Annotated in this window: 23 protein-coding genes; 12 read left to right on the forward strand and 11 right to left on the reverse strand. The window is 59.2% G+C overall.

Annotated features, from left to right (window positions below; translation table 11 throughout):
- Positions 1 to 145: 145 nt before the first annotated feature.
- From RBQ93_RS08145 to RBQ93_RS08155, 3 genes are read left to right on the forward strand one after another with little or no spacing between them, the layout of a single operon-like run.
- Positions 146 to 1,168: an agmatine deiminase family protein gene (locus RBQ93_RS08145; RefSeq protein ID WP_320371606.1), complete on the forward strand. Its 1,023-nt coding sequence runs from the start codon at positions 146 to 148 to the stop codon at positions 1,166 to 1,168.
- On the forward strand, positions 1,165 to 2,049 hold the full coding sequence (locus RBQ93_RS08150; RefSeq protein ID WP_320371607.1) for a carbon-nitrogen hydrolase: 885 nt from the start codon (positions 1,165 to 1,167) through the stop codon (positions 2,047 to 2,049). The genes RBQ93_RS08145 and RBQ93_RS08150 overlap by 4 nt, the downstream gene beginning before the upstream one ends.
- Positions 2,050 to 2,053: 4 nt before the next feature.
- Positions 2,054 to 2,452, forward strand: coding sequence for an Hpt domain-containing protein (locus tag RBQ93_RS08155; protein WP_320371608.1), 399 nt, complete (start codon positions 2,054 to 2,056; stop codon positions 2,450 to 2,452).
- Positions 2,453 to 2,554: 102 nt separating this feature from the next.
- Here the strand turns inward: RBQ93_RS08155 and RBQ93_RS08160 are convergent, their stop codons facing one another.
- Both RBQ93_RS08160 and RBQ93_RS08165 read right to left on the reverse strand, forming a co-directional pair.
- A complete protein-coding gene (locus RBQ93_RS08160) occupies positions 2,555 to 3,742 on the reverse strand; it encodes a pyridoxal phosphate-dependent aminotransferase (RefSeq protein ID WP_320371609.1) in 1,188 nt (395 codons plus the stop codon).
- Between the two features lie 106 nt (positions 3,743 to 3,848).
- Complete coding sequence (locus tag RBQ93_RS08165) at positions 3,849 to 4,463, reverse strand: hypothetical protein (RefSeq protein ID WP_320371610.1); 615 nt, start codon at positions 4,461 to 4,463, stop codon at positions 3,849 to 3,851.
- A 216-nt stretch (positions 4,464 to 4,679) separates the two neighbouring features.
- Here RBQ93_RS08165 and rpsF point away from each other — a divergent pair, with 216 nt between their 5' ends.
- From rpsF to RBQ93_RS08195, 6 genes are all read left to right on the forward strand, one after another.
- Positions 4,680 to 5,042, forward strand: a complete 363-nt coding sequence (gene rpsF / locus RBQ93_RS08170; protein ID WP_320371657.1) for a 30S ribosomal protein S6 — start codon at positions 4,680 to 4,682, stop codon at positions 5,040 to 5,042.
- A gap of 21 nt (positions 5,043 to 5,063) precedes the next feature.
- Positions 5,064 to 5,399: a 30S ribosomal protein S18 gene (gene rpsR, locus RBQ93_RS08175; RefSeq protein ID WP_320371611.1), complete on the forward strand. Its 336-nt coding sequence runs from the start codon at positions 5,064 to 5,066 to the stop codon at positions 5,397 to 5,399.
- A 9-nt stretch (positions 5,400 to 5,408) separates the two neighbouring features.
- Entirely contained in the window at positions 5,409 to 6,380 is a 972-nt protein-coding gene (locus RBQ93_RS08180) for a YybS family protein (protein ID WP_320371612.1), read from the forward strand.
- A 30-nt stretch (positions 6,381 to 6,410) separates the two neighbouring features.
- Complete coding sequence (gene rplI, locus RBQ93_RS08185; protein WP_320371613.1) at positions 6,411 to 6,854, forward strand: 50S ribosomal protein L9; 444 nt, start codon at positions 6,411 to 6,413, stop codon at positions 6,852 to 6,854.
- A gap of 114 nt (positions 6,855 to 6,968) precedes the next feature.
- Positions 6,969 to 8,294, forward strand: coding sequence for a hemolysin family protein (locus RBQ93_RS08190; RefSeq protein WP_320371614.1), 1,326 nt, complete (start codon positions 6,969 to 6,971; stop codon positions 8,292 to 8,294).
- The gene (locus RBQ93_RS08195; RefSeq protein WP_320371615.1) at positions 8,291 to 11,575 is read left to right on the forward strand and encodes an AsmA-like C-terminal domain-containing protein; all 3,285 of its coding nucleotides are present in this window, start codon (positions 8,291 to 8,293) and stop codon (positions 11,573 to 11,575) included. Before RBQ93_RS08190 ends, RBQ93_RS08195 begins: the two co-directional genes overlap by 4 nt.
- On the opposite strand, the gene lpxC is transcribed toward RBQ93_RS08195, so the two are convergent.
- Positions 11,569 to 12,396, reverse strand: coding sequence for a UDP-3-O-acyl-N-acetylglucosamine deacetylase (gene lpxC / locus RBQ93_RS08200; RefSeq protein ID WP_320371616.1), 828 nt, complete (start codon positions 12,394 to 12,396; stop codon positions 11,569 to 11,571). The two genes, RBQ93_RS08195 and lpxC, sit on opposite strands and share 7 nt — an antisense overlap.
- 13 nt (positions 12,397 to 12,409) lie before the next feature.
- A complete protein-coding gene (cysE, locus tag RBQ93_RS08205) occupies positions 12,410 to 13,099 on the reverse strand; it encodes a serine O-acetyltransferase (protein WP_320371617.1) in 690 nt (229 codons plus the stop codon).
- Between the two features lie 188 nt (positions 13,100 to 13,287).
- Here cysE and RBQ93_RS08210 point away from each other — a divergent pair, with 188 nt between their 5' ends.
- Positions 13,288 to 14,916: a fumarate hydratase gene (locus tag RBQ93_RS08210; RefSeq protein ID WP_320371618.1), complete on the forward strand. Its 1,629-nt coding sequence runs from the start codon at positions 13,288 to 13,290 to the stop codon at positions 14,914 to 14,916.
- A 135-nt stretch (positions 14,917 to 15,051) separates the two neighbouring features.
- Complete coding sequence (locus tag RBQ93_RS08215; protein ID WP_320371619.1) at positions 15,052 to 15,501, forward strand: hypothetical protein; 450 nt, start codon at positions 15,052 to 15,054, stop codon at positions 15,499 to 15,501.
- Between the two features lie 90 nt (positions 15,502 to 15,591).
- Here the strand turns inward: RBQ93_RS08215 and RBQ93_RS08220 are convergent, their stop codons facing one another.
- From RBQ93_RS08220 to RBQ93_RS08240, 5 genes are all read right to left on the reverse strand, one after another.
- Positions 15,592 to 15,975: a polymer-forming cytoskeletal protein gene (locus RBQ93_RS08220; RefSeq protein ID WP_320371620.1), complete on the reverse strand. Its 384-nt coding sequence runs from the start codon at positions 15,973 to 15,975 to the stop codon at positions 15,592 to 15,594.
- A 12-nt stretch (positions 15,976 to 15,987) separates the two neighbouring features.
- Positions 15,988 to 16,845, reverse strand: coding sequence for a M23 family metallopeptidase (locus tag RBQ93_RS08225; protein WP_320371621.1), 858 nt, complete (start codon positions 16,843 to 16,845; stop codon positions 15,988 to 15,990).
- A gap of 143 nt (positions 16,846 to 16,988) precedes the next feature.
- A complete protein-coding gene (locus tag RBQ93_RS08230; protein ID WP_320371622.1) occupies positions 16,989 to 18,272 on the reverse strand; it encodes a DEAD/DEAH box helicase in 1,284 nt (427 codons plus the stop codon).
- A gap of 154 nt (positions 18,273 to 18,426) precedes the next feature.
- Positions 18,427 to 20,073, reverse strand: coding sequence for a putative manganese-dependent inorganic diphosphatase (locus tag RBQ93_RS08235; protein ID WP_320371623.1), 1,647 nt, complete (start codon positions 20,071 to 20,073; stop codon positions 18,427 to 18,429).
- A 20-nt stretch (positions 20,074 to 20,093) separates the two neighbouring features.
- Positions 20,094 to 21,062 carry an HD-GYP domain-containing protein gene (locus RBQ93_RS08240; protein ID WP_320371624.1) on the reverse strand — a complete coding sequence of 323 codons (969 nt, stop codon included), beginning with the start codon at positions 21,060 to 21,062 and terminating at the stop codon, positions 20,094 to 20,096.
- A gap of 90 nt (positions 21,063 to 21,152) precedes the next feature.
- Here RBQ93_RS08240 and RBQ93_RS08245 point away from each other — a divergent pair, with 90 nt between their 5' ends.
- Positions 21,153 to 21,863 carry a YkgJ family cysteine cluster protein gene (locus RBQ93_RS08245; protein ID WP_320371625.1) on the forward strand — a complete coding sequence of 237 codons (711 nt, stop codon included), beginning with the start codon at positions 21,153 to 21,155 and terminating at the stop codon, positions 21,861 to 21,863.
- A gap of 57 nt (positions 21,864 to 21,920) precedes the next feature.
- Here RBQ93_RS08245 and RBQ93_RS08250 read toward each other — a convergent pair whose 3' ends face one another.
- Both RBQ93_RS08250 and RBQ93_RS08255 read right to left on the reverse strand, forming a co-directional pair.
- The gene (locus RBQ93_RS08250) at positions 21,921 to 22,121 is read right to left on the reverse strand and encodes a cold-shock protein (RefSeq protein ID WP_320371626.1); all 201 of its coding nucleotides are present in this window, start codon (positions 22,119 to 22,121) and stop codon (positions 21,921 to 21,923) included.
- Positions 22,122 to 22,331: 210 nt separating this feature from the next.
- On the reverse strand, positions 22,332 to 23,885 hold the full coding sequence (locus tag RBQ93_RS08255; protein ID WP_320371627.1) for an AAA family ATPase: 1,554 nt from the start codon (positions 23,883 to 23,885) through the stop codon (positions 22,332 to 22,334).
- Positions 23,886 to 24,011 lie beyond the last annotated feature (126 nt).

Here is a 24,011-nt window from a genome sequence, read left to right on the forward strand (position 1 = left end):
GCAGCATCTACTTTGGAATCTATCCTCTTACCTAAATAACCACGAGAAATCAAGGCTAAAGGCCTTGCGGACAGCCGGATTCAGGGCTATACTTTAATGCTTTGAAGTAGGCACCACCCACACCAAAGGAGTCTGTTCGATGTCCATGGCAATCCGCCTTCCAGCTGAATGGGAGCCGCAGGACGGCATACTGTTGGCCTGGCCCCACGAAGCAACTGACTGGGCCCCCGTACTGACTGAGGTTCGCAGCGTCTATGCTGAACTGATCAGGACGATTACCCGTTTTGAAACGGTGCTGCTGGCAGCACCAGCTCCAGAAGAGGCTCGTAGCTGGCTGCAGCAGGCCGGGGTGGCGCTGGAACGGGTCATCATCCTGGCAGCCGACAGCAACGACAGCTGGACCAGGGATAGCGGACCGGTCACGGTGCTGGTCAATAACCAGCCGGTCCTGCTGGACTTCGGCTTCAACGGTTGGGGCCTCAAGTTTGCCGCCAACCACGACAATCAGTTGACCCGTACCCTCAAACAACAGGGGGCCTTCAGGCCACGGGTCAACACCATCGGCCTGATCCTGGAAGGCGGCAGCATTGAAAGCGACGGCAACGGCACGATCCTCACCACCAGCCAGTGCCTGCTTTCACCGAACCGCAACCCCCAACTGGACCGTAATGAACTGAACGGCGCCCTGCAATCACTGCTGGGGGCCCGCCTGATCCACTGGCTGGAACACGGCCACCTGGCCGGTGACGACACCGATGCCCACGTCGATACCCTGGCGCGACTCTGCCCTGCCGACACCATCGTCTACGTGGCCTGTGACGACCAGAGAGACGAGCATTATCAGCCGCTCAAGCAGATGGAGGCCGAACTGCAGGGGCTGCGTACCCTGGCCGGCCAGCCCTACCGCCTGCTACCGCTGCCCTGGCCAGCTGCCTGTTTCGACGAGGACGGTCATCGTCTGCCGGCCACCTACGCCAACTTTCTGGCAATCAATGGCGCCGTACTGGTGCCCACCTACGGTCAGCCCACCGACAACGGTGCCCTGGCCATGATCGGCCTGGCCTTCCCGGAACGTGAGATCATCGGCATCGACTGCCGGGAGTTGATCAAACAGCACGGCTCGCTGCACTGCATTACCATGCAGCTGCCCACGGGGGTCCTGTCATGAACAGACTAACCATCGCCCTGGTTCAACAGACCTGCACCAACGATCATGATGCGACACTGACGAAAACCTGTGACCTGATCCGTCAGGCTGCTGCCAAGGGGGCCCGCCTGGTGCTGCTGCAGGAGCTGCACTGCGGCCCCTATTTCTGCCAAACCGAAGAGACGACCCAGTTCGACCGGGCCGAACCGATCCCCGGCCCCACCAGTGAGCGTCTGGGCGCCTTGGCCGGCGAGCTGGAGATCGTGCTGGTGGCCTCCCTGTTCGAACGTCGTGCTGCCGGCCTATACCACAACACGGCCGTGGTTTTTGAAACCGACGGCAGTATTGCCGGCATCTATCGCAAGATGCATATCCCGGACGATCCCGGTTTTTACGAAAAATTCTACTTCACCCCCGGCGATCTGGGCTTTACCCCGATCCAGACCTCGCTTGGCAGGCTGGGGGTGCTGGTCTGCTGGGATCAATGGTATCCCGAGGCGGCCCGCCTGATGTGCCTGGCCGGAGCCGAACTGCTGATCTACCCCACCGCCATCGGCTGGGACCCCAGCGACACCCCCGAAGAACAAGAGCGTCAACGGTCGGCCTGGGAAACCATCCAGCGGGGCCATGCCGTGGCCAACGGTCTGCCGGTGCTGTCCATCAACCGGGTTGGCCATGAGCCGTCGCCCGACCCGGCCGCCAGCGGCATCCGCTTCTGGGGCAACAGCTTCGTGGCTGGCCCCCAGGGCGAGCTGCTGGCCAAGGCCTCCAATGACCAGGAAGAGTTGCTGATGGTGGAGCTGGATTTGATCAGAACGGAACAGGTGCGCCGGATCTGGCCCTTCCTGCGGGACCGTCGTATCGACGCCTATCAGGACCTGACGAAACGTTTTCGAGACTGACGATATGGAATCACACCACTATGCCCCAAACCGGATGCTGGACCTGGCCTATCTCCACAAGAACTACGTGGCGACAGGATTGGGCGACGTTCTGCCTGAGGTGCTGCAGACCTTTCAGGAGCAGGCCCAACAAAACCTGCAATCCATACGACAGGCCTGCGTAGCCTCCAACCATAGCGGGGTATTCGAGGCGGCCCATACCCTGAAAGGCGCGGCTGGCTCCGTGGGTGCCTTCCAACTGGCCGATGCCGCAGAACAGCTCGAAGACGCCGCTGAACGGGCTGATGCCGCCGCAGTCGCCCGACTGAGCGCCGAGCTGACCTACCTGACAGACGCCACCCTGGCGGCTATCGCAAGCATTCTTGCGCAACCGCAAGACAAACGTTGGCCCGCCCCTTTTTAGCATCTTCACGTTCTACGCACTGCACACACAACTGAATCGGGCCGTCCATTGCACGCATGGACGGCCCGAACCGGGTTCAGCTCTATAGCACCTGCCACTATATCAGCGAATCGTCTCCCTGGCTAACTGCTCCCAGGCCGGCAGACTGCGCTCAATCATACCCTGATCGACGCAGTAGGCGATCCGGAAATACCCCGGCGCGCCAAAACCTGAGCCGGGCACCAGCAGGATGCGCTGCTGTTGTGCACGCTTGACGAATTCCACATCATCCTTGAGCGGCGACTGCGGAAACAGGTAAAAGGCGCCGTCCGGCTTGACCATCGAGAAGCCGAGCCGAGTCAGGTTGTCGTACAACAGGTCCCGCTTCTGCTGATAGGCAGCCGTATCCACCGAACTGTCCTGCAGGCCGACCACCAGCCGTTGCATCAGGGCCGGCGCATTAACAAATCCCAGGGTTCGATTGCAGAAGACCGCCCCCTCGACAAACTGGTCAGCCGTGGCCATGCGCGGATTGACCGCCAGATAGCCGATCCGCTCTCCCGGCAAGGCAAGGTCCTTACTGTGGGAGGTAACGATCACACTGTTTTCTATCAAAGGGAAAACGTTGGGCACCTGCTGCCCGTCATAGGCCAGCCGGGCATAGGGTTCATCAGAGATGACATAGATCTGGTGACTGGTGCGCTGCTGCACGCGTTTGACCAGCTCACCCAGCGCTGCCAGCTCATCGGCACGGTAGATCACGCCGGTCGGGTTATTGGGGGTGTTGATAATGATGGCACGGGTCTTGGTGGTAATGGCGGCCTCAATCGCCGCCAGATTGAGCCGAAAGGTTTCACGGTTGGTCCAGACCTCCACCGGCACCCCACCGTGGTTATCGATATAGAACTTGTACTCCACAAAGTAGGGGGCCAGGATGATGACCTCTTCACCGGGGTTCAGGATGGTCTTCAACACTACGTTCAGGGCGCCGCCGGCGCCGCAGGTCATCACCACCTGCTCGGCGGTTACCGCTAGCCCGGCATCACGCGACAGCTTGGCCGCCACGGCCGAGCGGGTTTCAGGGTAGCCGGCATTGTTCATGTAACGGTGCATCCCGGGCAGCGGATGATTGGCCAGCTGGCGCAGCGCCTCGCCAAAGGCAGCCGGCGGCTCCACATCGGGATTGCCCAGCGTGAAATCGTACACGTTGTCGTCGCCATACTGCTGCCGCAGCTTCGCGCCTTCTTCAAACATCTTGCGGATCCAGGACGAACGGGAAATATGACCGGCGATCTTGGTGGCTATAGCCATACAACTACTCCTCATCTCGATATAGGCATTCAGGGAACGGCACTGTACGACAGACCTGCACTGCTTGACAAGATCATCATCGACACCCCTACTTCAAACAGCCTGGCTATTTGAAGTAGGCTGTCAGGTCGGCAGTGGCGGACTGCATGACCGTGGCCAGGGTCTTCTGCAGTACCTTTTGGTGGAGCTGCTCACGGTCCCTGACTGCGAAATCCGACAGGGTCTTGCTATAGGTCAGCCTGCTGAGCAGCTTACCCTGCTGCCAGAGCTCCAACACCAGCTGCACCCTACATTCCGCCTCGATCTTGACCAGTGACGCCACCTCATCCAGCGACAGGGAGCTCATGGTCAGCACCACTCCTCGCTCGGCCTGTCTGGCAGCAGCAGCAGTATCAAATTGCACACTGTAACCGGACGTGATCAGCTCCTGTTGCAAAGCATCACGAACCAGCACTGCCGGGGCCACGGGGCCGAGCACATTGCCCTTGATCTTACCGTCCGTGGTGCGTACTTCACCATAAACAAACTGCTCGCGCTCCACGCCGTCTGTCGCGCCCGGACCGCCAGTGGCCACCCCCAGCACCAACTGGCCGGCCCCCTTATGTTCCCCCACTGCTCTATAATTCGGCACCAGCACCAGATCCGCTGGCGCACAAGCCGCAAGCGTCCAAGCCATCACCACCAGACAGACCAACGTTGAAGCCTTTTTCAGCACCATCATGGTCACGCCTCCTTTCTCTCCGCAGCTGCGGTACTATGGGTCCATGTTAGTAGGTCTTCAGACCACGGCTGTCAACAGATTCTGCCTGAACGGAAAATCTTATTGCAATTTTCAGAGACGTAGCATATATAGTGCGTTCGCCTAAAGCGGCAGCATATGCCGCCAACTCCTTGCTCCGGCCAGACCGGGGCTATCTAATCCGTGAGGAGGATTAATATCATGAGGAAGTACGAAACCATCTTCATCCTCCAGCCGGACCTTGGTGAGGATGATGTCAAGACCATCACCGACAAGGTTCAGGATGTGGTTGCATCCTTCAAGGGTGATTTCCACCGGCTGGACGACTGGGGGTCCCGCAAGCTGGCCTACCAGATCCGCAAGTTCCCCCGCGGGCGTTATTTTTACCTGCGCTTTGACGGCGAAGCTGCCCTGGTTGCAGAACTGGAGCGTCGTCTGCGACTCGACGAAAAAGTGTTGCGCTACCTGAGCGTCAACATCACCGACGAGCCGGAGAAGAAAGTGGTCGAGCGCAAGCCGGCCGCCGAAACGACTGAAGCTGCCGAAACGGCAGCGGAATAACGTTCCAGGAGGATGACACCAATGAGTGAAACCACGACCACCACTGCAGCACCCGAAAATACCCGTCCTTCCGGCCCCCGCCCCAGCGGTCCCCGTCCTGATCGTGGACCTGGTGGCCCCCGCAAGAAGCGTCCGTTTCAGCGCCGCAAGGTCTGTCGCTTCTGCGCCGAGAAGGAAATGACCATTGACTACAAGGACCCCCGCACCCTGCGCTACTACATCACCGAGCGGGGCAAGATCGTGCCGCGTCGCATCTCCGGCAACTGTGCCAAGCACCAGCGGGAGATCACCGAGGCGATCAAGCGGGCACGCAACCTGGCCCTGCTGCCGCTGGCAGCCGGCCACGCGCTGCCGTAACAATCCATCTTGAGTACCACTGAACAGCTACGGACCAGCGCCGGGCAGCACCTTCGTACGATGCTGCTCGGCGCTGCCGGTTCCGCCGTGTTGTTTTCAGCCAGCCTGGCAGTACCGTTCATCGGTTTTATTGCCGGCTTTCTGGCAGCTGTTCCGCTCTGCTACACCCGCCTGGAAGGCGGGCGCAAGACTGCCCTGCTGGCAATGGCCGTCGCTGCGCTGCTGGTCGGCATCGGCTTCAACCCGCTGGCCGGACTCTGGTTTCTGGCACAGTGCGGCCTGATCGGCCTGCTGCTGCCGGAACTGGCACTACGAGGCATGGCCGGTAGTCGCGCCCTGCTCTGGACCACCATGGCTGCCACACTTGCTTCGGCGTTGGTGGCGTTTGTCATGGCCGCCACCGCGGGGCAGAACCTGCTCACCATGGCACAGCAGGAGGTCGCCAACGGCATGAGCCAGGCCCTCAAGCTGTATGAGCAACAACAGGGGTTGAGCCCCCAGGACCTGGAGACGATCAAGCAGGGGCTACAGAACATTGCGGCCACACTGCTGCGCATCCTGCCGGCCCTGGGCACCTTGAACCTGCTGCTGGTTGCCAGTATCAGCCTGCTGTTTTTGCGCCGCATGGCCATACAACGCGCCCTGACGCTCAAGGTGGAACCGTTTAGCAACTTCCGTGTTCCGGATATCCTGATCTGGCCGTTGATTGTGGCCGGCTTCAGTATGCTGGCAACCACGCCCCTGATCACGACCCCGGCCCTGAACGTCTTGGCTGTGCTTGCGGTTCTGTACTTTTGCCAGGGACTGGCAGTCCTGCTGACCATGATCGCTCGCACCAGCTACGCCGGTGTGCTGAAGGTGATGCTGATCGCAGTATTGCTGCTGCAACCGTATCTGGCACCCGTGGTCGCCTTCATCGGCATTTTCGATTTATGGGGTGATTTCCGCACCCCACGCACCAAGCAGGAAGAAAACCTGTAACCTCATCAGGCTTGAAAGGAGAAGCACCAGATGAAAGTAATTCTTCAAGAAAACATCGACACCCTGGGGCAGATCGGCGACATCGTCAAGGTGGCACCCGGCTACGCCCGCAACTACCTGCTCCCCAAAGGGCTGGCCATTGAGGCCACCGACAAGAACGCCAAGGCCCTGGAGCATGCCAAGCGTCAACTGGCCTATAAGAAGAACAAGGCCCTGGAAGCTGCCAAACTGCTGGCCGCCAAACTGGAGGCGGTCAACGTGTCTCTGGCCCACCAGGCCGGCGAAGAGGGCAAGCTGTTCGGTTCGGTGACCACCATGGAGATCGCCGCCTTCCTGAAAGAGCAGGGCCTTGAGATCGACCGCAAGAAGATGGTGCTGGCTGAGCCGATCAAGCAGCTGGGCGACTACACCGTACCGGTCAAGATTCATCCCGAAGTGACCGCCAACCTGAAGGTGCAGGTTACTGCCTCCTGATAGTAGCACTTCATTGATCGTTTCAACCCGCCACGCATGCGTGGCGGGTTTTTTTATTGCCGCCCGTCCAACACGGTTGACAACCCCCCACCCGAATGTGAAAATGTGCAACCTATGGATACGGTTACTCTTGAACTGATAGTCATTGCCATCTTAATCGGCCTGAACGGTTTTTTCTCCATGGCCGAGTTTGCCATCATCTCGATCCGCAAGGGCCGTATTGCGCAACTGGTGGCTGACGGTGATCAGCGCGCACAGATCATTGACAGCTACCAGCGGGACCCCCACCCTTTACTGGCGGTGATCCAGATCGGAGTCACCGTGGCCGGCACTGCGGCCTCAACCGTGGGCGGTATTGTGGCCATCCAGCACCTGCAACCGTTTTTTGCCTCCCTGCCCTGGCCGTTGATCAGCAGCGCCGCCGAACCGCTGGCCGCCTTTGTGGTGGTTGGCCTGGTATCCTACAGCTCACTGATCGTCGGCGAGCTGGTGCCCAAGGCGCTGGGCCTGCAGTACGCCGATCAAATCGCCCTGCGGCTGGCCAAACCGATGCGTCTGTTTTCAGGCATAGCCTCCCCCGCAGTTGCGGTTCTGACCAGTTCCAGCAAGGCGGTCTTAAGGCTGCTGGGCGCCAATGGTGAACAGAACGCCTTCATCACCCGCGAAGAGGTGCAGCACATCGTTGCTGAAGGTCACGAGAGCGGCGTTTTCAGCGAGGCAGAACATGAGTACATCCGCAATATCTTTGAATTTACCCACACCTGTGTCCGTGAGGTGATGGTGCCCCGCACCCGCATCGTAGCCCTGGAACTGAAAACACCCCGCGAGGAAACCCTGCGGATCATCCTCGAGTCGCAGTACTCACGCTACCCGGTCTACCGTGACAGCATTGAGGAGATCGTCGGGGTGGTGCATGCCAAGGACCTGCTGGGCAAGCTGGTACGCGGCGTGGCGGTACCGCTGCACGAAGTCATGCGACCACCGGTCTTTGTTCCGGAAGGCAAAAAGGTCAATGATCTGCTGAAAGAGATGCAGCGTACCCGCAACCATATGGCGCTGGTGGTTGACGAATATGGCGGCCTGGCAGGGCTGGTCACCACCGAGGACCTGCTGGAAGAGCTGGTGGGCGAGATTGAAGATGAACACGATACCGGTGAATCGTCGAAATTGCAGCAACTGCCAGACGGCAGCTGGCTGGTGGACGGCATGCTACCGGATTTTGACCTGCGGGAACTGCTGGGCATCAAGCAGGAAGACGATCTGCCCTACGACACCCTTGCCGGCCTGATTCTGCATGAACTCGGCCACCTGCCGGAACAGGGCGAGTCGCTGGTCTGGCACGGTTACCGTCTGGTCTGCGAAGAGGTAACCCGCACCGCCGTACTGCGCGTACGCATCATACCTGTTCCTGAAGAGGCCCCGCTCCAGGCGTCATCATGACCTTTAAACAGTGGTATCTCAAACTGGCCGGCCTGTTGCTGATCTTCGGCACCATCATCTTCCTGGTGATCGGCCCCCTGTTACCCCGCTTGGTTGATATCAGCACCTATCAGCAGCAGATTGTAGACCTGCTGGAGGGCTCACTCAAACGAAAGATAAGCCTGGGCAGCATCCGCTTTGTCTGGCGTCTTGGCCCGCAATTTGTGGTCAACGAGCTGCATCTGCGGGAACGGGACAGTAACGACGAATTTTTAAGCGCCCAAAAAGTGACCTTCCGCCTGGGGCTGCTGCCGCTCATCAAACGGCAGGTCGCGCTGCGCTCGATCGTAGTCGACGGACTGCAGGCACGAGTCACCCGGGATGCCGCCGGTGCGCTCAACATTGATGACCTGCTGACATCAAAAACCAGCGCCATCGACCTGCAGGTGCGCGGCATCAAGCTGCGCCAGGCGCGGATCTTGTGGCAGGATCAGGCAAGCCCGCGCGGCGGGGTGCAACGGATCCAGCTGACCGCCATCGATCTGAAGCTGGATCACGTTAATCGCGGTGAAAAAGGCTCCTACAAGCTGTCGGCCAAACTGGGTAACGGCAGCATCAAGAGCGCCGGTGCGATCAGGATTCCTGCTCCGGGAGAGCCGTTCAACACCAACCTGCTGATCAAAGCCAATCTGGCCCTTAGCAAGATCGACTACACCAGCATCTGGACCTACCTCGGCCAGCATATCCCCTTTGGGCCGCCGGGGGGCACCCTCGATCTGGAGGCCCAGTTAAAAGGCACCCCGGCAGATTTTACAGCACAGGGGCTGCTGCGGCTCAACAACGCCAAGGTGGTCTGGCCCGCCGTATTCCACGGCCCGGTGGCCCCCAAGCAGGCCCAGCTTCAGTTCGACCTGAAACGGACCCCCTCCAGCCTCAACCTGTCGACGATCGAACTGGATGCAGACGGCTTCAGCTTCCGCGGCAGCCTCAAGCTCACCGACCTCGACACCGCTGACCCCTATCTGACGGCCAAGGGAAACAGCGAGCCGTTCGACTACCAGCAGGTCCGCTCCTATATCCCGTTCGGCATCATCGACGATGGTGCAACGGACTTTATTAAGAACAAGATCAGAGCCGGCCGTTTCAAGCTGCTCAATGGCACCCTGCAGGGCCGTTTTTCCAAGCTGGCGCGCTTTGACGAAGGCGACAACCCCGGTGCCCTGTTCATCAGCGGCACCGCCGAACAGGCTGTCATCAACTATGGCGCCGGTATTCCCAGCTTCAACAACATCAGCTGCGAACTGGAGATGAAGGGACGCGACTTCAACCTGTATCGGGGCAGCGGCACGTTCGGCGGTTCCCCCTTCACCCTGCAACAGGGCAGCATCACCGACTACTGCACCCTTGGTGTGCCGTCCACCTATCCCTTCCAGATGGATATCAGCAACCTCAAGTCGGCCGAGGTGGCCTGGCTGGCGCAGCTGGTCGGCGCTGAGCAACTGACCTTTTCAGGCATTGCGCCGTTACAGTTGACCGGCGAAGGGCCGGTCAACGCCTACCGACTGGCCGGCACCTGGCAGCTGGACAACGCAGCCTACACCTTCCCCGATGTGGTCAACAAACCGGCCGGCATGGCCAACAGCTTAAGCTTCAGCAGCGTGCTGGACAAAGACCAGGTACGTATAACCGCCCTCTCCTACATCCTGGAGCCGCTTCACCTTTCCGGGCTGGCCACCTTCAGACACAGCGGCGTTGTGCCCTACCTCAGCTATGAACTGCAAAGCAACAGCTTTTTGCTCTCCCCGCAGCTGCCGATCCTGACCGTCTGGCAGCAGTTCCAGCCCAAAGGCACACTCCAGGCTCATATCAGTGCCAGCGGCGATCCACGAGACCTGAGCGCCATGTCCTATAATGGCACTGTCAGGTTGGGAAATGTTTCGATACGACCACTGAAGAAGCGCGCCCCGCTGACCGCCATCAACGGCCTCGCCTCGTTCAAGGGCAACAGCCTGGAGACCTCCAGCATTGCCGTCCGTTACGGCAAGACTGCCCTGCAGCTGCGCGGGCGGATCGCTTCACTGAAAAATCCTGAGGCAGAACTGTTTATTACCTCGCCGGAGCTGCATCCAGCTGATTTTGGTATCCGTCTTACCTCATTGCCGATCATCCGTTCCTTCAGTGCCAACCTTGGCTTCCGCAAGGATCTGTACACCATCCGTAATCTGTCGGGACGGCTGCCCAAAACACCATTCAGTCTGGCGGGCACCATCAGCCCGAAACCGGTGCCCGACCTGAACCTGCGCATGGCCATCAGCAATCTGGATATTGACGAACTACTGCCGCTGTTGACCCCTGAACAGCCCACAGCTGCGACCAAAAGCGCAACGCGAACAGAGCCGGCACAACCGTTTACCCTGCGCGGGCAGTTGAGCGCTGAAAAAGGAAGCTATGGCGACATCACCTTCAACAAGCTGCGTGCACAGTTCACGAACCAAGGCGGGCTGCTACAGCTGAACGACCTGCAGACCGGCGTCCTGGGCGGTCACCTTGCTGCCAAGGGCCAACTGGAGCAGGTCAGCGGACAACCCCACCGCTGGGCCCTGCAGGTGGCGCTGGACCGGATTGAATCGGACCGGCTGCTGCAGACCCTGGGCATTAACCGGGAAATCAGCGGCCTGATGAACATCAAGGGCAATCTGCGCGCTGCGGGGGACAGCCTGGACGAGTTGAAACGGACCGCCAACGGTACCCTGGCTCTCACTATAGAACGGGGCCAACTACGTCGTTTCAGTACCCTTGCCAAGGTCTTTTCGCTGCTCAACGTCTCCCAGCTGTTCACATTCAGCCTGCCGGACATGGTCAGTGAGGGGATGCCGTTCAATCAGATCACCACCACGGTCGGCGTCAAGGACGGTGTCCTCTCCAGCCAGGACTTCTTCATCAACAGCAACGCCATGCACCTTTCGATGGTAGGCAAGATCAATATCGTCAAGGAGGATCTGGACCTGCTGATCGGTGTGCAGCCGCTGCAGACCGTTGATAAAGTAATCAGCAGGATACCGGTGGTGGGTTGGATTCTGACCGGCGGTGACGGCAGCCTGATCACCACCTATTTCGAGGCCAAGGGCAGCTGGGCCGACCCGCAGGTCACCGCCATACCGGTCAAGACCATGGCCAGCGGCACGCTGGATATCTTCCGTCGCGTCTTTGAACTGCCGGTGCGGGTCTTTACCGACAGCGGCGAGGTGTTGCTGGGGAATCAGAAGGAACGGCCCAAGGCTGGGGAAGCACCGCCTCAATAGATCTGGTAGTTGGCAGGGTCGGAAAAGAGTTGTTTCAGCAGCAGGTTGTTTAAATGATGGCCGGTCTTGTGGGCCTCCACCTTACCCAGGATGCGGTGGCCGCTGGTGTACAGATCACCGATCAGATCAAGGATCTTGTGGTTGACCAGCTCCTTGCGGTAGCGCAAGCCCTGCGGGTTCAAGATCTCATCCTCACCCACCACCACGGCATTGTCCAGAGAGCCCCCCTTGGCAAGCCCCATCTTCTTGATGGCCTCGATCTCCTCCAGCATGGTGAAGGTGCGTGAGTTAAGGATCGAAAAGGCGTTTTCCACATCGGAGACCCGTCGACGCTGCAGACCGACTGGCTGACGGAATTCGATGGTCATGGTGATGTCCAGCGTGTTGAGCGGTTTAATCCTGACCCAGGCATCACCGTGGCTGGCCTCCACCGGCTGCAGCACCTTCAGGTAGACCTGCTCCTCGGGAAACTCGTAGACCCCGGCCTTCCACATCCCCTGATAGAACTCCCAGGCCGAGCCGTCCAGGATCGGCACTTCCGGCCCGTCGATATACACCAGACAGTTGGTGATGCCTGCAAAGTAAAAGGCCGCCATCAGGTGTTCGATGGTGGAAACCGTGGCGCCATCCTTGGCAATCAGGGTCGAGAGCCGGGTATCGGCCACCTGGTCGTAGCGGGCCGGAATCTGCACGCCGTTATGCACGAAGACGATCCCTTGCTCACGACGGGGAATAAACTCGAGATTCACCTGATGGCCAGAATGCAGGCCGATGCCGGACAGTTTGAAGATACGGTTGATGGTGGTTTGACGCTTGATCATAGACGTTCTTATCTCACGATTTTGGGCCGTCGTCAACGAGCCGCTGTTTCAGATCCTGATGCTCTTTGAGCAGTGCGTCGTACTTTTCTTCGAGCCCTTTCAACTGGTCAAACAGGCAGGCAATGGCAGTGGCCGACGGGTCGGGCAGCTTGCCGTGCTCAAGGTCAGGCCGCCCATCAGCAGCAGCCTCCGGCGCCAGCACTATCTTGCCCGGTATCCCCACCACCGTGGCGTTGGGTGGCACCTCTTTCACCACCACCGAGTTGGAGCCGATCTTGGCTCCCCGCCCCACAGTAAACGGCCCCAGCACCTTGGCGCCGGAACCGATAACGACCTTGTCTTCAAGCGTCGGGTGGCGCTTGACCTTGTCCCAGGTCACCCCACCCAGGGTCACGCCGTGGTACAGGGTGACGTCATCACCGATCTCGGCGGTCTCACCGATCACCACCCCCATGCCGTGGTCGATGAAAAAGCGTCTGCCGATTTTGGCCCCCGGGTGGATCTCGATCCCGGTCAGAAAACGTCCCAGGTGGGAGGTCAGTCTCCCCAGAAAAAACAGCTCATGGGTCCAGAGCCAGTGGGCCAGGCGATGGAACCAGACTGCGTGCAGCCCTGGGTAGCAGAACAGGACCTCCAGGCTGCTGCGGGCAGCCGGATCGCGGTCAAAGACCGAGTTGATATCATCACGGATCTGCCTGAACATGACGCTCTCCCCTGCACACGGACTGGTTACTCCGCAGCATACCTACCATACCCCACCAAACACGTCAAATTAAGCAAGAATAACTTAGCACTCGACAAGACCCGGTGTTTTGCTTAGTATGCGAAATATTTTCGTGTATACACTACCGGACAGCGTCCGAACCTACGTTGACGAAAGGAGTTGTACCGATGTCTACCAAACCGTTTATCTATCAGGAGCCGTTCCCCCTTGCCAAGGATGAGACCAGCTATTACAAGATCGAGGGCTCTGAAAAATACGTCTCTGTGTCGGAGTTTGACGGCAAGCCGGTGGTCAAGGTTGACCCCGAGGCGCTGACCGTACTGGCCAATCAGGCCATGAAAGACCTCTCCTTCCTGCTGCGTCCCAGCCACAACGAGCAGGTTGCCAAGATTCTGGCCGACCCGGAGGCATCCCAGAACGACAAAGGGGTTGCGCTGGCCTTCCTGCGCAACGCCATGGTTTCCGCCAAGTTCGAACTGCCGCTCTGCCAGGACACCGGCACCGCCACCATCGTCGCCAAGAAGGGCCAACAGGTATGGACCGGCGGTAACGACGAGGAATATCTCTCCAAAGGGGTCTACAAGACCTACACTGAAGAAAACCTGCGCTACTCCCAGACCGTGGCCCTGGATATGTACAAGGAGACCAACACCGGCACCAACCTGCCGGCCCAGATCGACATCCTGGCCACCAGCGGCGACTACTACAAATTCCTGTTCATGGCCAAGGGTGGCGGCTCCGCCAACAAGACCATGCTCTATCAGGAGACCAAGGCGCTGCTGACCCCTGATAAGCTGGAGAAGTACCTGATCGAGAAGATGAAGTACCTGGGCACCGCCGCCTGCCCCCCGTACCACATCGCCTTTGTGATCGGCGGCACCTCGGCCGACGCCTGCATGAAAACCGTCAAGCTGGCCACCGCCCGTGACCTGGACGGCCTGCCCACCCAGGGTAACGAGCATGGCCAAGCCTTCCGCGATGTGGAACTGGAAGGCAAACTGCTGGCAGCAGCCCAAAAGCTGGGGATCGGCGCCCAGTTCGGTGGCAAATACTTCGCCCATGACGTGCGCGTGATCCGCCTGCCCCGCCACGGCGCTTCCTGCCCGGTGGGTATGGCGGTCTCCTGCTCCGCCGACCGCAACCTGAAGGCCAAGATCACCAAGGACGGCCTGTTCATCGAACAGCTTGACCGCGATCCGGGCCGCCTGCTGCCGGAGCAGTACCGCATGGCTAAGCATGAGCACGGACACAAGATCGACCTGTCCAAGCCGATCGCCGAGACCCTCAAAGAGCTGTCCGGTCTGAAGGTGGGTGACGCCCTGCTGCTCTCAGGCACCATCGTGGTGGGCCGCGACATCGCCCATGCCAAGTTCAAGGAGATTCTGGACAGCGGCAAGCCGCTGCCTGACTACCTGAAGAATCATCCGATCTATTATGCTGGGCCGGCCAAGACTCCGACTGGCAAGGCCTCCGGCTCCTTTGGCCCGACCACTGCCGGCCGGATGGACTCCTACGTTGACCTGTTGCAGGAAAACGGCGGTTCCATGATCATGATCGCCAAGGGCAACCGCTCACAGCAGGTCACCGATGCCTGCAAGAAGCATGGCGGTTTCTACCTGGGCTCCATCGGCGGACCGGCCGCCATCCTGGCTGAGGAGAACATCAAGAAGGTCGAGTGCATAGACTTCCCTGAACTTGGCATGGAAGCGGTCTGGAAGATCGAGGTCGAAAACTTCCCGGCCTTCATCCTGGTTGATGACAAGGGTAACGACTTCTTTAAGCAGCTGGGTCTGTAAGACTCATTTGTCAAACACCACAAAGCCCCGTCAGAGCGAACTCTGACGGGGCTTTTGCCGTTAACGCTATTGCACTTGCCGGCGAAGCTGCTATAGTTCGCCTTACAATTTCCATCTTTTGAGGAGTGTGTCACGATGAAACGTATCCTGATCCTGTCACTGTGCAGCATGATCCTGACATTCTCAACCGCAGCCTGGGCCAGCCTGGACGGCTTCCTCGCCAACCTGAACGTACAGGCCCGCGCCGACCTGCCCGGCTTCAAGGCCGGCATCGCCGCCCAGTTTGGTGTGCCGCTGCCCCAGGTGGATGCGGTCTTTGCCCAGGTAGCTGCCCCGGCCGATGTCTTTATGACCTTCCAACTGGGCCAAATGGCCGGCAAGCCGGCCCCGGTGGTACTGCAGACCTACCGCAGCAACAAGACCAAAGGCTGGGGCGCCATGGCAAAAGAACTGGGCATCAAACCGGGCTCAGCTGATTTCCATGCCCTGAAGAACGGCAACCTGCGCTACACCGGCCAGCAGGGCGGTGGTGGCGACGACAGACCCGGCAAGGGTAAGGGCAAAGGCAAAGGCCACAACAAATAACCACGCTATGCAGCCAGAACCAGCAAAGCCCCGTCAGAAACTTCTGACGGGGCTTTGCTGTGGTCTGCATGCTCGTTGCGCTTACGTCTATCAGACGTTGGCAAGTTCCTCGCTACCGCTGTAGCCTATCTCCTTGGCGTTGGCACGCTTCATGGTGGAGCGGCCGTCAAACTGGGCACCATCAGCAATCGTCAATCGAGCTGCGCTGATGTCACCGCAGACATCGCCGGTACGCTGAATCTCCACCCCTTCAGCAGCCCTGACATGCCCCTCGATCCTGCCGCCGATGATCATCTGGCGCACCACTGCATCGCCGGTGATCAGCCCCTTTTCACCGATAATCACACAATCGGCGGTTACGTTGCCTTCAATGGCGCCATCAACACGGATCGTGCCCTTTGAGGTCAGATCACCACGTATCGCTGACTCCGGACCGATGATCACTTCCAGCTTCTGTTGCTTTGCAGAAAACATCCAGACGCCTCCTTATCGTAACGCTACTCGTTCGTTTGACTCTTTGATGAAGTCAGCCGGGTCCACCGGCCTGCCCTGGCGCCAAACCTCGTAGTGCACATGGACACCGGTGGCAACACCGGTGGCGCCGGCCATCGCGATCTGTTCGCCCCGCTTGACGGTCTGACCCACTCGGGCAGTGTTGCGATCGTTGTGGGCATAGACGGTGCTGAAACCGTGGCCATGCTCGATCACCACCACGTTGCCGTTGCCGGCGCCGTAGCCGGACACGCTGACAATGCCATCAGCGGTGGCCTGCACCGGGGTGCCCCGCTGCGCTGAGAGGTCAATACCACTATGGAAGCGTTGCTTACCATACTTGGGATGCAGCCGCATGCCAAAGCCCGAGCTGAGGCGGCCAGCCACCGGCAATCCCTGGGGTGTCGAGCGATAGAGATCACGCTGTTGCGCCAGGTAGGTGCGGATACCGACCACCGACTTCAGCGATGCGTCAATCTGCTGCTTCAGCTCCTCAATATCAATCGAACCGTCACTCGGTTCCGTGACCGCAGCATCCAGGACCTGTTTACGCGAACCGAGTGAGAGTAAGCGCTTAAACTCAGCCTCGGCCTGCTTCAGGGAATGGATGCTGCCCTGCACCGACTGTAACTGCCCAGCCAGATCGTTGTACTTGCGCTTTAAAACGAAATAATCAACGGCGTGGTAGGTGAGCGAAAGGGTGTAGACCCCCCCCACCCCGGCAAAGATTACCAGCATCCCCAAGACAACCAGCGGCAGTTTGAGATTGAAGGTACCCACCCGGGTGTGGGGAATCAACATGATGGTGATCGGCGTAAACAGCTTCTTCAGCCATGGTTGCAGTCTGTGCATCTAACGACCCCCGTACAGACGGAAAACCTCTCCGAAGGACAGTGTGCGCGGTGGGAGGGAGCGACAAAATACCACAGATATGCGCGAAATGACAAAGGGTTTTTGTATGTCTCGCTGATCCAGAATTTATGCGGGATAGCTGGCTAGCGAGCTCTTCCCGCGTGACTTGAAGCCCCTGCCGGCCGGGGTCCACGTTTTTTTACATCCACCGGATGGCCGGTTTTTGCGGGCTGAGCCGCCGGTTTGCGTCGCGGATTCGGCTGACGGGGTGGCCGGGCAAACTCGTCATCCTTGCGCGGGGCCGGCACAGTGTAGTCAAACCCGGCGATGGTGCGGCGTTCGATGGCGGTGCCCAGCGTCTTCTCTATGGCCCGCACCATGGCACCATCCTCGTCAGTTACCAACGTATAGGCGTCGCCGCTCTTGGCAGCGCGACCGGTACGGCCGATGCGGTGGATATAGGCCTCGGTGGTATCGGGAATATCATAGTTGATCACGTGTGATACCTGGGAGACGTCGATACCCCGGGCAGCGATATCGGTGGCCACCAGGATCTGGAACGTACCACTACGAAATCCCTCCATAGCTGCCTGGCGACGGTTCTGGGACAGGTTGCCCTGCAATGAGGCTGCGGTGTAGCCGGCCTTTTCCAGTTGCTCGCCCAACCGTTTGGCACGGTGCTTGGTGCGGGTAAAGATCAGCACCGATTCGGTATCGGTATGCTTGAGCAGTTGCATCATGAGTGGAGTCTTCAGGTGTTGGGCCACCGGATAGAGGGCATGGCTGACCGTGGCGGCCGGGGCCACCGTATCCACCTGTACCGTCACCGGGTCTCGCAGTATTTCGCGGGCCAGACCGCGAATCTCAGCCGGCATGGTGGCTGAAAACAACATGGTCTGACGTTGGCTAGGCAGATGCTTGAGGATACGCCGGATGTCGGGCAGAAAGCCCATGTCGAACATCTGGTCGGCCTCATCCAGTACCAGCAACTCCAGATGGCTCAGGTCGATGGTGCCCTGACTGATATGATCCAGCAACCTGCCGGGGCAGGCCACCACGATCTCCACCCCGTTTTTCAGTTTCTCAATCTGCGGGTTGACGCCGACCCCGCCATAGACGGTGATACTCTTCAGACGGGTCTGCTGCCCCAGCTCCTGCAGAGCGTCGTTGATCTGTTCGGCCAGTTCACGGGTGGGGGCAATCACCAGCGCCCGCACCTGCTTGCGGGGCCCTTGCATCAGACGGTGCAGGATCGGCAGGGCAAAGGCAGCGGTCTTGCCGGTGCCGGTCTGTGCCAGGCCCATGATATCGTGTCCGGCCATGATCTTGGGAATGGCCTGGGACTGGATCGGGGTGGGGGTTTGATAGCCGGCGCTTGAAACGCCGTTCAGCACCTTGGGGTGCAGGCTAAATGATTGAAACGGCATGGATGTTCCTTCTTTCGTGCTGCACAAGAAAAAAGCCCCGAAGGTTTCCGGGGCTGACGAATGCTGATGGTAATCGTTATCTTCCTGGAACAGCGTGTAATAGTAGTTGTACAGTAGCAGTTCGACTGCTCAAGGTCAATTGAAGAAATGCAGATCAGAGTGCACCCAGCACCTTCAGCAGGTGGGGCACCATCTGCTTCTTGCGGGACATGACCCCTTTCAGCTCATACAGGTGCGGCTCCAGTTGGGGGTAGCCCATCAGGTGGGCCAGTTCATTCTTGCCCTCGGCCAGAAACAGAGTGGTCTCACTGTAGATGTCGGTCACCATCAGGCCGGCCAGTTGGAGTTTGTCAGCCTGCTTGATCTGCCGCAAATCCTCACGCAGCTGATCCTTTAGCTCAAAGAACTCGTCGAAGCCCACCACCTCCACCTGGCCAACGCCAAAGAGCGTCTCTCCGGCAGTGAAGTGCTTGAAGTCGGCACGCACGGCCTGTTTGGTGGTCCCATGGGCAGAGAAGCCGCTGCAGGAAGCAAAGATGTCGCGACCGAAAGCGGTGTGCTCCAGCCCGGCCAAAGGCTCCAGCCAGGCCACCAGTTCACGGTCACGGCGCGTGGTGGTGGGAGATTTGAGGATGATCGTATCGGACATGATGCCGGCCAGCAGCAGACCAGCGATCGCCTGATCAGGCACCAACCCCCGTTCACGGTAGAGGGAGGCCACGATGGAGCAGGTGCTGCCCACCGGCGCTGCCATGAAGGTGATCGGCTGGTGGGTGGCCGGGTTGCCCAGCTTGTGGTGATCAATCACTTCCAGGATATCAACCGACTCGGCACCCGGCACCGCTTGGGACAGCTCGTTATGATCCACCAGGATCAAGGCGTAGGGTAGCGGTGTCAGCAGGGACGATTTGGTGGCAATGCCGGCAATGGAGCCATCCTCCTCCACCGCCACCACCGCCGGCTCACCGGAGTGCAGCAACTTCAGACGCAGATGCTCCAGCGGCTCCGCCACGCCGATCTGTTCGAACTTCTGATCCATGAAACAGGCCAGTGGCGTCGAGAGCCGTACCAGCCAGGTGGCCGATGCCGTGTCGTGAGGGGTAGAGATGACCACCACCCCTTTGCCGCGTGCAGCCGCCAGCAGAGCATCATCAACCGGCAGCCCGCCGGTAACCACCAGCAGCCGGACGCCAATCTCAATGGCGGCATGCTGGATTGAGGGCCGGTCGCCGGTCAGCACCAGCAGGCTCGATGGATCATAGCCGGCGATCCGGGTGCTGAAGGATTGTTCGGTCATCGCCCCGATGAACAGGTGCAGGTGTTCCAGCTCATCGTCCAGCTCACCGCAAAGCACGCTGGCCTCAAGACAATGGCACAGGTTGCGCAGCGAACTGTCCACCCCGCGGCGACGGTCGCTGCCGGCCACCAGATATTTCTCCGACAGCTTGAGCAACGAGACCACTCCCTGTGGCGTCCTGGCCTGGTCCACCACCGGCAATACCCTGATGGCATGCTGGTGAAACAGCTCCAGGGCCTCCTTGAGCGGCATGCCGGCAGCGGCGGTAATCGGCCCGCGACCCAGCACATCACGCACCTTGGGATGTACGTCGGCCAGATACAGGGGCGGTTCCACCCCCAGGCGGTTGAGAATGTAGCTGGTCTGCGGATTGGGTGCGCCGGCCATGGCAGCGGTCACCTGTTTATATCCCAGCCGCCGCTTGAAGTCGGCATAGGCGATGGCCGAGGCTATGGAGTCGGTATCGGGGTTGCGGTGTCCAATAACGTAAACCTGTTTCTGCATACATTTCCCTCGTGCTGCTTTTAAAGTACCAACTGCTGTGCATCCTCGGTACAGGTCAAGCCCTCAAGGATATCAAGCAGGCGTTTGTCAAAGGCATCTTTCATCTCCTGCCGCATCACCTGGATCGTCAGGTAGGGCGGCAGGGCCGTACGGCCGCTGCGGTCAATGGTCAGGGTGCAGTAGACGTCGCACAGTCCCCCCACCTGGGCACTGCGTGAAATAGCTTCTTTTTTAAGCCCCTGCGGATAGCCGTTACCGTTGATCCGCTCGTGATGGTCCCGCACGATCGCCAGACAGATGTCGTTCAGACTGGTGTTTTCCTTCAGGTAGGTGTAGCCATCCATCGGGTGTCGCCTGATGGCCGCCACCTCTTCGTCGCTCAGTTTGCCGGTCTTGTTGAGTATCTCTTGCGAGATGAATATCTTGCCGAAATCGTGCAGCAAGGTACCGATACCGACGTCCACCATCTCGTCGTGGGCCAGCATAAAAGCCTCGGCGTGTACCAGCAGCGAGAGCGCCGTCACCTGCAACGAATGGACAAAGGTGTAGTAATTCTTGGTCATGACCGTTTCCAGCGAGGTCAGGGCATCACGATCGCTGGAGAGATAGGTCATCAGGTTTTCGATCAGGCGTTTGCTGCGGTTAAGGTCTCCGGCCTTGCCGGGATTCTGGAAGATATCCCCCACAAAGTTGATCGAGGTCTGGTAGATAATCTTGCCTTTGGTACGACCATCGAAGCTTGCACTGGTCAGGAACCGTTCGGCATTGGACTCCATATACTGGTTGATCACCTCCATGTCGGCCGGGCTGACATACAGGAAGTCGATATTGTTGGTCATCAGCCGTTGGGCATCCTGCTTGGAGAACAGACGACCGTTATTCTTGTAGAGCACGTAATTGCCGCCGCTGCGCAGATACAACGCCACATCCGGAAACATGTCCGGCTCGATGCTCTCGATTCCAACGGGCACATAATAGCCTTGCTGCATCTGCATCACTCCTTTCTTCATCAAATCCAGTTGCAGGATTGCACCGTTATGCCCTGCTGTCGTATGATCGCGCAGAGGGAGATGCAACCTATGTCACATGATACACGCATGCAGGCGGTGCGTCAAAAACAGGAATGCTTCGATCAGTTCTGCGGGGCATGGTTAAGCGAATACCGGCAGCGGGGCGGCAGCATCTATTGCGGCAAGGGCTGCAGCGGCTGTTGCCGCCTGGTTGTCAACTGCACCGCCACTGAGGCCATTGCCATTGCCTGCGTAGTGACACCGGAACAACAGGCACGCCTGCAGGCGGCCATTCCCGTTATTGCGAAATGCGCTCAACAGGCCGGTTCGCTGAAGGACTGGCTCAAGAGCTACCGCGACCAGGCAGGTCCCTGTCCGTTTCTGGAGCAGGACGGCAGCTGCGGCGTCTACCAGCAGCGGCCCCTCTCCTGCCGTTCCCTGCTTTCAACCAGAGAGCCACACTGGTGCACCGCCGATTTTGGAGCCCTTTCCCATGAGCAAAAACAGCAGTTCATGGAGCAGTTGGACCGCTCGGTGGTTGCCTTTCCGACCCACTACGCCGCAACTCCGCAGGAGCTGGCCCAGGAGCTTGAACTGGCACACCTGCGTGAGATGGAGCAGGACTACGGCTGTTCACTGCTGGGCAACCTACCCTGGCTGGTCTGGCTGACGCTGGAACACCGGCTGGATGAACTACTGATGTCAGGGGGTGCCGCTGTGCGCTCCTATCTGGCAGAGCATGGGCTTGACTCGCCCTATCTGACAGTCAGTGGCGATTGAGACAAAAAAAGCCCCGGCCAGAGGCCGGGGCTTTCGAATGCTGACACTTAAACCTGCTTAAATGCGGGTCACGTTGGCAGCCTGCAGCCCTTTGGGGCCCTTGACCACCTCGAACTGGACCGCATCCCCTTCAGCAAGGGATTTGAAACCATTGGCGTTGATAGCGGAGAAATGTACGAACACGTCCTCGCCATTCTCCTGCTCCAGAAAACCGAACCCCTTGCTGTCATTGAACCACTTAACCCTACCTGTTGTCATACCGTACTTCTCCTTCTTCTACCTTCGCGTGTAATGCACCTGCGATAGCGCAAGTGTTCGTAAATCTGTTAAACAAAAACCCCGGAGCTTCTAAAGTCTCCAGGGTAGTAAACTTCAAAAGATGTCACACCCTAGCACACTATTTCAGACATGTATCTAAAAAAATCAGGTGGGCCCAACTTTTACCTGGCAGTTACACAAACCACCCCTTCAGAGAAGCAGCGCCAAACCGCTCAATGCCTGCTCAACCATCGCCGTTACCGGCTTTGTTGCATCAATAGCCAGCAATTGTCCCTCTGCGTCGGTAGGCTGCTCAAAGATGGCAATCTGCCGCTGATAGACCGGCCAGGTACCGTCGGAGACACTGTCATCTGATTGCTGGCGGTCCAGAAGCCGCTGCCGCACCACCTCGGCTGGGCAGACCAACGCACAGATGATCAACGGCACCCCCGCCTCTGCCGCCAGCAAGCCAAAACGGGCACGGTCGGCGGCGGACCGGAAGGTCGCATCCACCACCACACTGCGACCGGCGGCCAGTTCGGCAGCGGCCAGTTCAGCCAGCCGTTCATAGGTGGCGCGGTTCCAGTCGGCGGTGTAGATGGCAGCGCCGCGCTCCGTTGGCCGGATCCCGGCCAACAGCTTGCGTTCCCGATCGGCCTGCAGATGTCCAATCCCCAGTTGAAAGCACAGTTCAACGGCAAAACTGCTCTTGCCGCACCCGGTAGGACCACAGGTCAGCAGCAGGCAGCGGGGCAATCGCCGGCGCAGCAGATAGCCCCGGGCCAGCCGAAAGAAACGTGATGCACGATGTGCCGCAGCCTGCTTATCAGCCGTTGGAATCAGCGGGTCATCCAGCCTGAAGCTCTCAACCTTGCCACGGATAAAGGCCCGGTTCACCAGATACAACGACAACACCGCCAGCAACCCGGTATCGCCGCTTTCCTGACAATAGGCGGCCACAAACAGCTCGGCCAGGTCGCGACGGCCATGGTTCTCCAGATCCATAGCCAGGAAGGCCACATCGGCGGCGGTGTCGCTGTAGCGAAACGGTTCGTTGAACTCGATGCAATCGAAGATATGCACCTGACCATCAAGACAGATGTTTTCTGTATGCAGGTCGCCGTCGCACTCCCGAATGAAGCCTGCTGACACCCGCTCGTCAAAACATGCCGCTGCACTGTCCAGGGTTGTCAACGCCCAGTCCCCAATCAGCTGATGATCAGCACGGGACAAGGTAACACCGCAATAGGGCAGGGTTTGTCGCAGATTTTCCAGCCAGTTGGCCCGAATGACGGCTACTGAACCAAAGGAGGCGATCCGTTGGTCAGTGGCGGCAGCAGCATGGAAGGCAGCCACCACACGGGCAATGGCCTCGATGTCAGCTGCCGTTATCTGGTCAGCAGCCAGTAGCCGGTCCAACATCCGCTCCTCGGGCAGACGGCGCATCTTGACCGCATACTCGATGAGCTGCCCCTCTCCACCGAAACAGAGTCCGCCACTGCCATCGTCACGCAGCGCCACCACCTCCAGGTAGATGTCCGGCGAAAGGCGCCGGTTCAGACGCAACTCCTCGTGACAGAAATGACGTCGCCGCTCCAGGGTGGTAAAATCAAGAAAACCAAAATCAACTGGCTTTTTCAGTTTGTAGACGTACTGATCGGTCAGAAACAGGTGGGAGATATGGGTCTGCAGATGGCGCACCGCACTGGTCGGCTCCGGATAGCATTCAGGCTGCAGGAGTTTCTCAAGTAGGTACTGATTCATCGCAACCTCGTCAGACACGGGTACACAACGTTATCAGTGTAGCGCACAACCTGAAAAGCTCAAGCAAGCCGATTGCCCCGTCTCTGCGATTGTGCTATGAAGCACCCAGCAACAATACACCTGAGG

This window comes from Trichlorobacter sp. (genome assembly GCF_034008105.1).
Lineage (GTDB): Bacteria > Desulfobacterota > Desulfuromonadia > Geobacterales > Pseudopelobacteraceae > Trichlorobacter.